Below are 13861 nucleotides of genomic sequence, written 5' to 3'. Positions count from 1 at the left end.
GGCGCGTTCGTGGATGACGTACCTGGAAGAAGGCAGTTGCGCACATGGGCGTTGAGATCCCGGCGGCGGTGTTCGATCCCAAACGCCTGTCGGCGGTGTGGGCCACCGGCCTGCTCGACACCGAGCCCGAGCCGTCGTTCGACGACCTCGCCCGTCTGGCCGCGCGGGTGACCGGAACACGGCGGGCGTTCGTGACCCTGGTCGACGACCGGCGGTCGTTCTGGAAGAGCGCCATCGGAATGGGCGAGCCGTCCATGTCCGAGCGGCGGAACGCGGTGTCCGACAGCCCCTGCCACATTCTGGTCGCGACGAACGAGCCGTTGCTCGTGACCGACGCCGCCACCGACCCCCGCGTGCGCGACCTGCCGGCGGTGGAGCGGCTGGGAATCGGCGCGTGGGCCGGGTATCCCATCCACGGCCCGGACGGCGAGGTCCTGGGCGGGCTCTGCGTGGTGGACTCGGTGTCGCGCGCGTGGTCCGACACCGACGCGCAGACGCTGGCCATCCTGGCGCGTGCCGTGTCGGGCGAGATCCGGCTCCGGGACGCGCTGGCCCGTTCCGAGCGGCACGTGGTGGAGCTGCAGGCCGCGGGCAAAGTGTCCGAGAGACTGGTCCGGACCCTCCAGGACAGCCTGCTGCCGCCGATGATGCCGACGGTTCCCGGCCTGCAGGCCGCCGCCACCTACATTCCGGCCACGGGCGAGGTGGACGTGACCGGCGACTTCTACGACCTGTTCCTGGCGAGTGGTTCGCGCTGGTGCGCGGTCCTGGGCGACGTGTGCGGGCACGGTGTGGAGGCCGCGCAGATCACCGCCCTGGCCCGGTACACGCTGCGGGCCGACGCACCCCGCCACGTCTCGCCCAGCAGGGTGCTGGAGCAGCTGAACCGGGCTCTGCTGGCACAGCGGATCAAGGACGGGCGGTTCCTCACGGTGGTGTGCGCGATCTTCCGCCCGGACGGGGACGGTTTCACGGGAATGCTGTCCACGGCCGGACATCCCTCCGCCCTGCTGCGACGGGCCGACGGAAGCGTGGAGTCCCTGAGGACGCCCGGCGTCGTGCTGGGCATCATGGAGGAGACGAGGCTCGGGAACGTCCGTTTCGACCTGGGGCCCGGTGACACGTTGGTGCTGTACAGCGATGGCGTCACCGAGGCGCATCCGCCGAGACAGCAGGACCTGTTCGGCGACGAACGCCTGATCGCCCTGCTGTCGGAGTGCCAGGATCTCGACGCGGGAGACATCGTGCGACGGATCGGGGACGCCGCGCTCGACCACAGCCGAGAGCACATGACCGACGACATGGCCATCCTGGCTCTCCGCGTCCCGGCTCCGTGACCGCTGGACGGCCCCGCCGTCAACGACCTGCCGCGCCGGCCGGTGCCGCAGGTCGTCGGCGTGCTCACCCGGCGCTTCGGAGACTTCGCCGCCGCCATGGCACACGGTCCCGCGACCGGCCTCGACATGCTCAAGGCGCTCGACGCCGACGGCCGGGAGGAGCGGTGTGACCGCCGTGCCGGCCGGGTCGTGAGAGTGATGACGTCAGTCGGCTGGTGTGACCCCTGGTGCGAGTGGGAGGCAGAGCACGAAACGCGCGCCGCACGGGCTGTCCTGGATGGTGAGGGTGCCGCCGGTCATCTCCGCGATCTGCCGGGCGATCGGCAGGCCGAGCCCGGTGCCGCCGGGGTCCTTCCTGCGGGAGGCATCCAGCCGGGCGAACCGCTGGAACACCAGCTCGCGCTGGTCGGGGGTGATTCCGGCCCCATCGTCGAGGACCTCCAGCACCGCGGCACCGAAGGCCGGGCGTCGATCGCCGTCCGTGTCGGGGTGGTGGTACACCCTGATGGTGATCGCGGTGTCGGCGTGCCGTTCGGCGTTGTCGAGAAGGTTGACCAGCAGCCGAGCCAACCGCAGCCGATCACCCAGCACCAGCACGCCGCCCCGCAGTCGGCACTCGATCGTCTTGGTCCGACGCGGGCGGCCGTACATCTCGGTGGTGACCAGTTCGGCCAGGTCGACCTGGTCGCAGGGACCGGGCACGTCGGCATCCAGCCGGGTGATCGTCAAAAGATCACTCACGATCCCCTCAAGCCGGTCCAGGCCGCGGAGTACGGCCGAGCCCACCGCGTTCACGCTGGTCAGCTGCGGCGCCCCCAGCGCGTCCTCCACCTCGACGCGCATGGCGGTGAGCGGGCTGCGCAGGTCGTGGGAGGCGTCGGAGGCGAACCGGCACTGTTGTTCCAGGGCGGTCTGCAGTCGGCCCAAGGTGTGGTTGATGCTTTCCGCCAAGTCGTGGATCTCGTCGTGGCCCGGTGGAATCGGTACCCGGCGGCCAGGACAGGTGGCGTTGACCTCGTCCAGCTCGAATCGGATGACGTTCACCGGCCGAAGGGTTCGGGCGGCGATCCGGCGGCTCAGATAGACGATGACGGAGGTGGGCAGTAGCACCATGCCGCCCAGCACCACGCCGGCCAGTCGCGGATCGACCATGGCGGGAACGACCGGAGCGGCGCTGTAGACAGTCCAGCGCTGACCGTCGAGGTAGACCTGCTGGGCGACCACGAGGTCGCACTCGTGGCGAGGGAAGACCTTGCCGCACACGACGGAAGTCGTGATCTTCTTCGCCTTCTCGGGGATAGGAGGTGCCATGGGGGGCCTGCCCCGCAGGACCCTGGTAGCGGCGGCGACCTTTCCCTGAGGACTGACCACCTGGATGTAGCGGATCTGGTCCTGTGGAAGAGGGTCTTGGACATGACCCCTCATTTCCAGCTGCGAAGCGACGCGGTCGCCCGCGGCGGTCACCTCATCGGTGAGATACTCGCCGGCCAGGTAGTGGGTGGCCACCATGAACACCGTGGCGCACAGCGTGCACAGCAAAGCCGCCACCGCGCCGGCGAAGAGCGTGAAGCCGGTTTTGACCGACCATCGGGGCAACGTGTTCATTTTCGAGGTTCTCTCCGTCGGCTACCCAGGCCCCGTCCACCTGCGGCGAAGAGGGACCGGCGTTGAGCGGTATCGGTACGGCCGGCGATGCGCGGACCACCCGGTGCGCCCGGTGCGCCCGGTGCACTCGGTGCACTCGGTGCGCGAGTGACGAACCAGCGCGCCACGAGTACCGTCGCGGCCACCGGCACGCCGACCACGTAGACCACGTAGGCGACGCAGATGAAGACGATCGTGACAGCGAACATTTCGGATCTGTCCTGTTGCCGCTTTCCAGCTCCTTTAATATTCTTTAACGCCAGAGGGAAAACCGTCGTTCCGCAGTGAATGCGATAATTGGTGAAGACTGTCATCTCGGATCGAGATGGAATCACCGCGGAGGACAGTATGGATCTACGGCACATGGAAGTCGTCGTGGCTGTCGCCGAAGAAGGCGGATTCACAATGGCGGCGCGACGTCTGCACGTGGTCCAGTCCGCGGTGTCCGGCGCGGTGCGGGCGCTGGAACGTGAGCTGGGGACCTCCCTGTTCGACCGCACCACGCACCGGGTGGTCCTGACACCGGCCGGCGAGGCGTTCATACCGGCCGCACGCGCGACGCTGCGGGCCGCGGATCAGGCACGAGCGACGGTCGACGTCGTGAGGGGTCGGGTCACGGTCGGCACGATGCAGGGTGTCTGGGCTGATCTTCACAAAGCGCTGGCCGGCCTGAGGGAGGAGCACCCGGGTGTGGTGGTCCGGCTCCAGCAGACGTCGGTGGCCGACATCAGGCAGTCGATGCGCGAGGGCACCGTGGACCTGGCCGTGGTGGCGCTGAACCGCCAGCAGCAGCGGGGGCTGGTGACCAGGCTGCTGTCACGCGAGGAGATGGGGCTGCTGACCTTGCCCAGGTCAGCACTCGTCGGCGACGATCCGGTGACGCTCGCCGAGGTGGCCCGCCTGCCCCTGGTGGACTTCCCGTACGGTTGGGCGATCCGTCACTCGGTCGACCGGGCCTTCCGCACGGCCCTTGTCGAGCACAGCACCACGTTCGAGGTGAACGACATCCTCGCGGCGGCCGAACTCGTCCGCCACGATCTGGGTGTGTGCATCATGCCGGAGTCGATCGCCGCCCGCTTCCCGGACCTGCTCGTGCGCCGGTTCGTCCAGCATGGGCCGAGCTGGAAGATCATGGTCGTACGGCCTCGCAGGGCGCCGTCGCCGGCGGCAGCCGCCCTGCTGAAGCACATCGCCTGACGTCGACCGAAAGACGCGTCGGGCACACAGGGTCACGACGCGGCGCCCGTCCGCGACGGCCAGGGAATGGCGCGAATCCCGGCCGGAGCACTTCGCCTCTCGCGGACACCCGGTCCCCCATAACCGAAACTTACAAATTCCAGCATTATGGAAACAAGTGGGGAGCCCGGATTCCAGGCCGCTTTCCGGATCCGCGAAAAGCACTCGAAAACGGGGGCGCGGATCACAGGACCTTGCCGCGGAACCGTGGGCGCACCTTGTCGTCGTCACTTCGCCGGCGCCACTTCTCGGCGTTTACCGGTTCTCGCGCCTCGACCGCCGTTTCCATGATCTGACCGCGTCCATGATCTGACCGCGACTTTCGTGGCCCAACCGCCGCTTTCGTGGCCCGACCGCCGCCGAGCGGCGCCCCACGGTCATCCGGTCGCCCGCGACCGGGGTGGCACCGGCGTCTCGGCGACAGCGGCCCGGCCCGGCCCGCGAGCCATCCGCCACGATCCGCGGTGGCCTCTCCCCCTCCTCGCCCGCCGATCAAGGACCAGCGAACCCCCCGAATACAGCGAAGATCACTTCACTGGGACCTCTCAACATAGTTGGAGTTCCAAGTCGGCCGAACCCGTAACCCTCACCGCCATCCCAAAAGCGACATATCGGACATTTCGCCCAAATCTCTGCGGGCACCGAGGGGAGAATCCGCCAGGCCCTTAATGATCTTGACATCGCCTCATCAGCCCCGGTCACACCATGTGAAAACCCCCTCAATCCTGTAACGATTGTACCGTTCCAAGATACTTAACAAGGGTGGGCCCAGTAATGTCCCCATCACCGGTTTAAACATGGGCATCTTGGGACGATCCGCCCAAGAGGATCAGTGGAGTCCGCTTTGGGTTGGTTTGATGCTGTCTATGAATGGATCGTTCGCTCCAGCGCCAACGGAACCTGGCGAGACCTGATCCCTCTGGGCCTGGCCGGCCTGCTCGTCTGGGGCCTGTGGATCTATCGGGTGGTGCTGTCCCGGCTGGCCAAGCCGGTCGTGAACAGCTACCGGACCACGGTCTCCGTGGTCGTCCCGTCCTATCGGGAGGACGCCGAGATCCTGGTGCGCTGCCTGGCCACCTGGCTGGCCCAGGACCCGCAAGAAGTGATCATTGTTGTGGACGTCGCGGACACCGACTGCCACGCCAAGCTCCAAGAGGTGACAGACCCTCGGCTGCGTGTCCTGGTGTACGAGCACTCGGGCAAGCGCTCCGCGCTCGGGGTGGGCATCCGAGCGGCCCGGGGCGAGGTCGTGGTCTTCGCCGACTCCGACACCTGGTGGCAGCCCGGCCTGCTGGCCGCCGTGCAGATGCCCTTCGAAGACCCGGCTGTCGGTGGGGTCGGCACCCAGCAGAACGTGTTCCAGCGGACCAGCAGCGTCTGGCGACGCATCGCGGACTGGCTGGTCAACCTGCGCTACTACGACTACGTGCCGGCGATGGGCAGCAGGGGCGGGGTGGCCTGCCTGTCCGGTCGGACCGCCGCCTACCGGCGCGAGGCCATCCTCCCGGTCCTCACCCACCTGGAGAACGAGTTCTTCCTCGGCCGCCGGTGCATCGCCGGCGACGACGGCCGGCTCACCTGGCTGGTCCTCGCCTCCGGGTACAAGACCGTGCACCAGTCCTCGGCCCGTGCCATCTCGATGTTCCCCGACTCCTTCCGCGCCTTCGTCAAGCAGCGCGTCCGGTGGAGCCGGAACTCCTACCGCTGCTACCTGACCGCGCTGTGGAAGGGATGGCTGTGGAAGACTCCCCTGGTCACCAAGGTGACCGTGCTACAGATCCTGCTCACCCCGGTGACCATGGGCGTCACGCTCGCCTACCTGTTCTTCAGCAGGCTTGAGCTCACCCCACTGGGCATCGGGCTCGCCGTCGGCTGGCTGCTCCTCGGCCGGGGCGTGCGCGGCTGGTCGCACCTGCGCCGCCACCCCGGGGAGATCCTGCTGCTGCCGCTGCTCTGCCTGGTGGTCATCATGATCGCGCTGCCGATCAAGCTGTACGCGTTCCTGACGATGAACAAGCAGGGCTGGCTCACCCGTACCTCCGACCAGGTGGGCGGGGCGGGTCAGAGCGCCGCCACACTCAAGGGAATGGCCTGAGATGGCACGTCCCATCCCTGTTCTGCTGGGCGCCGTGACGCTGGCGTTCGGGCTGGGGATCGGGCCGGCCGCCGCTGCCGCCCTCTCGTCCCCCAACCCCCCGGGTGACTCCGAAGTGAACTCGGGGGCCGACCCATCTCCGACGGGCAGCGCGAAACCGGACAACAACCCGTTCCTGAACGAGCCGGTGCCCGAGGAAAAGCCTTCCCCCGAGGATTCCCCTCCCCCGAAGGCCACCTCGACCCCAACCGTCAAACCGACCCCGACTGCCAGTGCGACCCAGACAACCGGTCCGGCCACGAGAGACGACTCGCGACCGACCACCCGTCCGGCCCCGACCTCCGGACCGGCCTCGACCTCCGGACCGGCTCCGACAGCCGACCCGGCCGAGGAGGACACCCCGGCCCTGGTCGAAGACGCGATCATGGCGGACGACGCGATCCTGAAGGCCGGCACCCTCACCGCGGGCGACGCCGAGGCACAGGCGACCCTGGTGGACGTCGAGGACCAGCGGATCATCCAGACTCGTGCCGCGCTCACGGCCATGCTGCAGACCGGTGGTGTCGCGGCCGCCCAGCGCAAGCAGCCCCAGATCTTCGTGTCGGCGCACGGCAGGACGCTGGTGCTGCCCGCGCGCAGCACCGAGGCCCCGTACACCCTCAAGGACCTGGCGGGCGTCGAGAAGGGCCGGTACCTGCGGCGGATGAAGGACGGCTCCTACCTGCTCGGAGTCCATGTCTTCGTGGCCGACGGGGCGCGCCTGCAGTTGCGCGGTCCGCTGACGCTGCGGATGGGCAGCCTGCCCGGTTCGTTCAGCTCGATCATCGCGTTCGGTGGCGACATCGAGATCAAGGGCACCGCCAAGAAACCGGTGCGGATCACCAGCTGGGACGTGCGGACCAAGAAGCCGGACACGACCACGACCGATGGCCGCGCCTACATCCGGGCGGTCGGCGGCGAGTTCGAGATGAACCACGCGCAGATCTCCCATCTGGGATTCTGGAGCGGCCGTACGGGGGGCATCGCGCTCACCGGCACCGAGCGACCGGCCAGCGTCTACCGGCACCGGACGAAGGACCAGCGCCACCAGGACAAACAGGAGCGGCTGGCGAACACCAAGAAGGGCGAGCGGGGCGGGGGCAACTTCGGCGACGTGGAGACCATCCCGATCGGCCCCGGTACCGCCTCACACGTGCTCGCCGACGAACTGGTGTCCGGATCGATCAAGAACAGCGTCATCACCGGCGACGCCTACGGGATCTTCGTCTCCGGCTCGAACCAGACACAGATCATCAACAACAAGATCATTAGCAGCCTGGTACACGGCGTGTTCATGCACCGGTTCGCCAAGAACGCGACGATCGAGGCGACCGAGGTGATCGGCAGCGGCGGTGACGGTTTCGTGCTGTCACGGGCGACCGAGAAGGTGAAGGTCGTCGACTGCCTGGCCGAACGGAACAAGCGCAACGGCTTCACGCTCAACGGGCGGGCGCTCGCGGAAGGCCCGTCCGCGAGTGGCGAGTCGCTCGCCGTCTACGGCGACAGTTCGGTCAGCAACAGCACCGCCCGCGACAACGGAAGGTACGGCGTCGAGGTGCTCGGCGGCAGCCGGCTGGCCGTGCAGACCAGCGAGATCATCGGCGGTGACATGGGCATCGTGGTACGCGAGGGCGCCAGCGGGGTGCAGATCTCCGGCAACAAGCTGACGAACCAGCGCCGCCAGGGGATCGCACTGCGCGACGGGGCGACCGGTGCGCATGTGGCCGGCAACACGATCACGGGGACCGTCACCGGGATCTATCTACGCGACTCCGTCGGCATGATCGTCGGAAACAAGATCACGACCCTGTCGACTCCCAAGGCCCACGGGATCACCGTGGTCGGCGACGCCACGGGCTCCGAGGTCACCCGCAACACCGTCATCGGTTCGGGGACGAGCGCGATCAGCGTCGCACGGGCCGGCGACACGGTGAACAAGCACAACAACGACGAGGACCAGTGGAATGACACGTCGTCGTTCTGGGTCAAGGCCCAACGCTACGTCAAGCCCATGAACGTGATCTGGGCCGCGGTCATCCTCCTGGTGATCGTGTCGGCGATCCGATCCCGCGGCGTCCTCGAACGGCGGCAACGCCACAGGGAGATCCGCAACCCCTACGAGCAGCAGAAGCTGCTCGGCGAGGGGCGATTCGCGTTGCTGCGCCATGCCGCCCCGCCCGCGCCGGACCGCTCGACGCCCGCGGCCGGACATCCTTCGCGGCGCCGGCAGCCGTCGTCGCTGCACACCGACTCGGCCCCCGTGGGAGGCAGGGGATGAGCCGCCCACGCCGGCGGAAGGGCCGCTCCCTCCTCATGGTCCTGGTACTGGTCCTGTCCGCGGCCGGCACCTGGGCGTACCTCTCCTACGTCGATCGTCCTGCCCCGCCTCCCGGTGTCAACGAGGTGTCCCAGGCGGAGGCTCAGCAGCAGTCGGCCCTGGTCGACCAGGAGGATCTGCGGATCATGCAGACCCGCGCGACGCTGTCCTCGGCGCTGGCCCGGGGCGGACCCGCCGCCGCGAGATCCCGCGTGCCGCACATCTCCAGCTCGGCCAACGGCCAGACGCTCGTGCTGCCGCAGCGCCGCGAGCCGTACCGGATCGCCGACCTGGAACGCCTGGGCCAGGAGTACTTCCAGAAGCAGTCGGACGACTCCTACGTGCTCGGCATCAACCTGTTCGCCGGCCCGGGTGCCAAACTGGTGCTCCAGAACGCGACCGGCCCGCTGGTGATCCGGATGCGCAGCGACCCCGGCGCCTTCGTCTCGATCGTGGGCTTCGGCGCGAACATCCGGATCAACGGCTCGGCACGGAACCCGGTGCGGATAACGAGCTGGAACGCGCACGACAGGACGGCGGACACCAAGGTCTCCGACGGGCGCGCCTACCTGCGCGTGGTCGGCGGGGAACTCAAGATGAGCCACGCGGTGGTGGAATATCTCGGATTCTGGAGCGGCCCGACCGGCGGGCTGGCGCTGACCGGCAGCGACCGGCCGACCAAGAACGCGGACCTGGTGGCCCTCCCCGCCACGCCCCCGCAGTCCTCCCTCCCGCAGTCGTCGTCCACCCCCTCGCCGAAGCCGACCGCCGCCCAGCAGCGAGCGCTCCTGCCCAACGGCCTGCTCGTGCCGAGCAGGGGCGACGGCAACCAGATCGAGATCACCGACGGAGCGGGCCGGGGCAGGGTCTCCTACCGGATGCCCGAGGCCAACCTGGTCACCGGCGACATCACCGACACCAAGATCACCGGCAACGCGTACGGAATCTTCATCACGGCCTCCAACGAGACCCGGATCATCGACGTCTCGGTCACCGGGAGCCTGGTCCACGGGGTGTTGCTGCACCGGTTCGCGCGCAACGCCACCATCGAGAACACCAGCGTGACCGGCAGCAGGGGTGACGGCTTCGTCCTGTCCAGAGGCACGCAGAACGTCACGATCACCGGCTCGGAGGCCGAGCGCAACAACGGCAACGGCTTCACCATCAGCGGCCTGCCGCTGGCCCGGGGACCGTCGGCGTCCGGGGAGTCGCTGCGCAGTTTCGGCGGCAGTTCGGTGACCAGCAGCACGGCGCGGGACAACGGCCGCTACGGCGTGGAGATCCAGGGCGGCGTCAAACTCGTCGTACAGACCACCGAGGTGATCGGCGGGGAGATGGGCATCGTGGTGAGCCAGGACGCCACCGGGGTCCGGGTCACCGGCAACCGCCTCACCGGCCAGCGCAGCCAGGGAATCGCGCTCCGCGACGGGGTGCGGGGTGCCCGGATCAGCGGCAACATCGTGCGGGACACCCAGACCGCGATCTACCTCCGCAACTCCGAGGCCACCATCTCCGCCAACACGGTCGAGTCCGCCTCACTGCACGCGATCTCACTGCTCGGCACGGCCAACGGCACCAAGATCACCGAAAACACCCTGGGCGGTGCCGGCCGCAGCGCGCTCGACACGAGCCGGGCGAAGGGAACCACGACGGTCGAGCAGAACAACACCGCCGGCTGGCAGGACACCGCCGGCTTCTGGACGATGGTCAAGCGGATCGCCAAGCCGATGAACCTGATCTGGCTGGGAGTGATCTCCCTGATCGTGCTCTCGGCGCTCCGGGCACTGCGCGGCGACGGCCCGCGGGTCGGCCAGCGGTTCGTTCGTCCATACGAGAAGCAGACACTGATGGAAGAGCGACCGGCTCGGCTCCTGAGAACCGCCACCGCCCGGACTTCAGCGGAGAGGAGTTTGGGCGATGCGCCTGGACATTGACAGAAAGACCCTGGTGGGAATGCTGGCCGGGGCGGCCATCACGATCATCGTCGTGGTGCTGCTGCGCGGGCTGTTCGGCGGCGCGGAGGGTTCGGGCACCCCGATCGAGGACATCCGGCCGAGGAGCGCGGACACGCCGGCCTCGCAGTCGGAGAACGACACCGCGCCGGCGGAGGAAGAGGAAGAGAAGGAAGAAGAGGAAGACGTGGAGGAGTTCGTCGCTTCGCAGGAGCCGCCCGACATCGCCGTCCCCACCGGGAAAGGCATGGTCGACTGCCCCGAGGCCACGGTGACCGTCAGCGACGCCGCCGGGCTCACCGAAGCCCTGGAGGCGGTCGAGCCGGGCGCGGTGATCGCACTGGAGCCCGGCGTCTACAGCGGCCGGTTCGTGGCGACGATCCCGGGGACGGAGAGCGAACCGATCTTCGTCTGCGGCCCGCCCGAGGCGATCATCGACGGCGGCGGGGTCAAGAAGGGCTACGCCTTCCACCTCAACGGGGTCAGCCACTGGCGGCTGGTCGGCTTCACCGTCCGCAACAGCCAGAAGGGAGTGATGGCCGACCAGACCAGTAACACGATCATCCAGCGGTTGACCGTCCACCACATCGGGGACGAGGCCATTCACCTGCGCAACTTCAGCAGCGACAACACCGTCCAGTACTGCATGATCTACGCGACCGGCCTGCGCCGGGAGAAGTTCGGCGAGGGCGTCTACCTCGGCACCGCGCAAAGCAACTGGGCGGCCTACTCCGGCGGGAAGATGGACCGCAGCGATCGCAACGTCGTGCGCGGCAACGTCATCCGGGCCACCGCCGAGGCGATCGACATCAAGGAGGGCACCTCCGACGGTCACATCGTCGACAACATCTTCGACGGTTCCACCCTCGGCGGTTCCAAGCACAACGATTCCTGGGTCGACGTCAAGGGCAACGGCTATCTCATCCAAGGTAATACCGGTAGCAATACCAACGCGGACGGCTTCCAGACCCACAAGATCGTGAATGGCTGGGGCACCGGCAACGTGTTCCGGGCCAACATCATCAATCTTGGCAATTCAGGCGGCATCGGCATCAACGACACAGCCGGCGGAAACACGATCGCCTGCGACAACAAGGTCACCGGCGGCATCATTTCCAAAACCGGTGACTGTTCCTAAACACGGCCCCAAGGACAAGTAGATAGGAAAGACGGACATGGGCGAAGCCGAGCTCCCACGACTGACGGTGATCGGAACCGGCTACCTCGGGGCGACGCACGCGGTTTGTATGGCGTCGCTGGGGTACGACGTCGTCGGCCTCGACGTGGACAGCAAGAAGATCGAAAGACTGCAGGCCGGGGAGGTACCGTTCTTCGAGCCCGGCCTGCCCGAGTTGCTGGGCAAGGCCCTGGCATCGGGCCGGCTCCGGTTCACCACCTCCTACGCGGAGGCCGCCGAGCACGGCGACATCCACTTCGTCTGCGTCGGCACCCCTCAGCAGCCGGGCTCGGACGCCTGCGACCTGAGCTACGTCGACGCCGCCGTACGTGACCTGGCCGCCCACCTGACCCGGCGCTGCCTGGTGGTCGGCAAGTCGACCGTCCCGGTGAACACCGCCGCCCGCCTGGCCGGCCTGCTGCGCGAGCTGGCCCCGGCGGGAGAGGAGGTGGAGCTGGCCTGGAACCCGGAGTTCCTGCGGGAGGGCTTCGCGGTCGACGACACGCTCAAGCCCGACCGGCTCGTGTTCGGCGTCACCTCGGAGTGGGCGCGCGAGCGGCTGGCCGCGGCGTTCCAGCCGATCCTCGACCTCGGCACCCCGGTGGTGGTCACCGATCTGGCCACCGCGGAGCTGGTCAAGGTGGCCGCCAACTCGTTCCTGGCCACCAAGATCTCCTACATCAACGCGATGGCCGAGGTCTGCGAGGCCACCGGGGCCGACGTCCGCGATCTGGCCAAGGCTCTCGCCTACGACGACCGGATCGGCGGCCGGTTCCTCCAGCCCGGTCTGGGCTTCGGCGGCGGCTGCCTGCCCAAGGACATCCGGGCCTTCGCGCACCGGGCGGAGGAGATCGGTGTCGGCCAGGCCGTCTCCTTCCTCCGCGAGGTCGACGCGATCAACCGGCGCCGGCGTTCCCGGACCATCGACCTGGTCAGGGAACTGCTCGGCGGCCAGCTCGACGGCAAGAGGATCGCCTGCCTGGGGGCGGCCTTCAAGCCCAACTCCGACGACATCAGGGACGCCCCGGCACTGGACGTGGCCCGGACCATGCACGGGCTGGGCGCCAACGTCCGGGTGTACGACCCGGCCGCGCTGGACAACGCGCGCCGCACCTATCCGGAGCTCAGGTACGGCACGAGCGCACTGGACGTGGCCCGCGACGCGGACGTGGTGGTCCTGCTCACCGAGTGGGCCGAGTTCCGCGAGATCGAGCCCTCGGCACTGGCGAAGGTGGTCAAATACCCCCGGATCGTGGACGGCCGGCACGCGCTCGACGCGAACACCTGGCGCGCGGAGGGCTGGGAATACCGGGCTCTGGGCTGCCCCTGACCGAGCCGCCCGTGAACGACGTCGAACGCGGCCGTACAGCCAGTACGTGGCCACGTAACCGAGACGTAGCCGTGTAACCGAGTGGTCCCGAGGAGCCGAGTAGTCCCGAGCGGCCGAGTAGCCGATCCTCGCAGAACCATCCGCACACCATGAAAGACCCCGCCAAAGCGATGCCAGGCGGGGTCTTTCATGGTCATGTCCCCTTCCTTCTTCCCCTTCGCCACCGCGCTCGGCTCCGGAATGATCGCGACCGAGTCGCCGGAGAACGTAGGTGGCTGACGTAGAGCCTGATCGTCCCGCCTGCCACGTCCCAGGCAGAGCCCGGCAAACCAACTCTTCCGGCTCAAACCCGTCTGTGACCGTCGGCATCCGATGACCGAGGAGATCGGCCGGCGATGGACACACGAAGACGGGCCTGCTTCTCCGTCTCCGGCCCGCTGTCCTCCGGGTGGGACGAGGCGGAGGGGAAGATCAGACTGGGTGAGGTACGCGCGTCGCGCGGGAACCCAAACAAGGAAAATCATCCCGCGTATTTCCCGTCAGGTGGAGCGGGCCACCACCGGCAGTTCATCTCCGATCGGCGAGGTCACCGCCCGAGCGAGGAGTATCGCGAATCGACCGACTCCGAATGGCTGGAATTCCGTGACCACTTCAGCCTTCGCAAGGTCGCCCTCGGCAACTTCCACCGCCCCTACGGCCCCCTGCCAGCACGAACACGCCTGCGTTCGCTGCCC

8 protein-coding genes are annotated in these 13861 nt (G+C 68.2%); 7 read left to right on the top strand and 1 reads right to left on the bottom strand.

Annotated elements, in window-relative coordinates:
- Positions 1 to 44: 44 nt before the first annotated feature.
- A complete protein-coding gene (locus OG587_RS11200) occupies positions 45 to 1337 on the top strand; it encodes a PP2C family protein-serine/threonine phosphatase (protein ID WP_329089413.1) in 1293 nt (430 codons plus the stop codon).
- Positions 1338 to 1541: 204 nt separating this feature from the next.
- Here OG587_RS11200 and OG587_RS11195 read toward each other — a convergent pair whose 3' ends face one another.
- Positions 1542 to 2942, bottom strand: a complete 1401-nt coding sequence (locus OG587_RS11195; protein ID WP_329089411.1) for a sensor histidine kinase — start codon at positions 2940 to 2942, stop codon at positions 1542 to 1544.
- Between the two features lie 387 nt (positions 2943 to 3329).
- Here OG587_RS11195 and OG587_RS11190 point away from each other — a divergent pair, with 387 nt between their 5' ends.
- From OG587_RS11190 to OG587_RS11165, 6 genes are all read left to right on the top strand, one after another.
- Positions 3330 to 4178 carry a LysR family transcriptional regulator gene (locus tag OG587_RS11190; protein WP_329089409.1) on the top strand — a complete coding sequence of 283 codons (849 nt, stop codon included), beginning with the start codon at positions 3330 to 3332 and terminating at the stop codon, positions 4176 to 4178.
- A gap of 883 nt (positions 4179 to 5061) precedes the next feature.
- Positions 5062 to 6312, top strand: a complete 1251-nt coding sequence (locus tag OG587_RS11185) for a glycosyltransferase family 2 protein (protein ID WP_329089407.1) — start codon at positions 5062 to 5064, stop codon at positions 6310 to 6312.
- Position 6313: 1 nt separating this feature from the next.
- On the top strand, positions 6314 to 8629 hold the full coding sequence (locus tag OG587_RS11180) for a right-handed parallel beta-helix repeat-containing protein (protein ID WP_329089405.1): 2316 nt from the start codon (positions 6314 to 6316) through the stop codon (positions 8627 to 8629).
- The gene (locus OG587_RS11175) at positions 8626 to 10602 is read left to right on the top strand and encodes a right-handed parallel beta-helix repeat-containing protein (RefSeq protein ID WP_329089403.1); all 1977 of its coding nucleotides are present in this window, start codon (positions 8626 to 8628) and stop codon (positions 10600 to 10602) included. The genes OG587_RS11180 and OG587_RS11175 overlap by 4 nt, the downstream gene beginning before the upstream one ends.
- The gene (locus OG587_RS11170) at positions 10586 to 11758 is read left to right on the top strand and encodes a right-handed parallel beta-helix repeat-containing protein (RefSeq protein ID WP_329089402.1); all 1173 of its coding nucleotides are present in this window, start codon (positions 10586 to 10588) and stop codon (positions 11756 to 11758) included. The genes OG587_RS11175 and OG587_RS11170 overlap by 17 nt, the downstream gene beginning before the upstream one ends.
- 37 nt (positions 11759 to 11795) lie before the next feature.
- Positions 11796 to 13127 carry a UDP-glucose dehydrogenase family protein gene (locus OG587_RS11165; protein WP_329089400.1) on the top strand — a complete coding sequence of 444 codons (1332 nt, stop codon included), beginning with the start codon at positions 11796 to 11798 and terminating at the stop codon, positions 13125 to 13127.
- The last annotated feature ends 734 nt before the right edge of the window (positions 13128 to 13861 follow it).

Origin of the sequence: Streptosporangium sp. NBC_01469, assembly GCF_036227305.1 — a bacterium.
Lineage (GTDB): Bacteria > Actinomycetota > Actinomycetes > Streptosporangiales > Streptosporangiaceae > Streptosporangium.
Note: the sequence above shows the minus strand (reverse complement) of the source record. Positions and strands in the feature narration are given on the sequence as shown.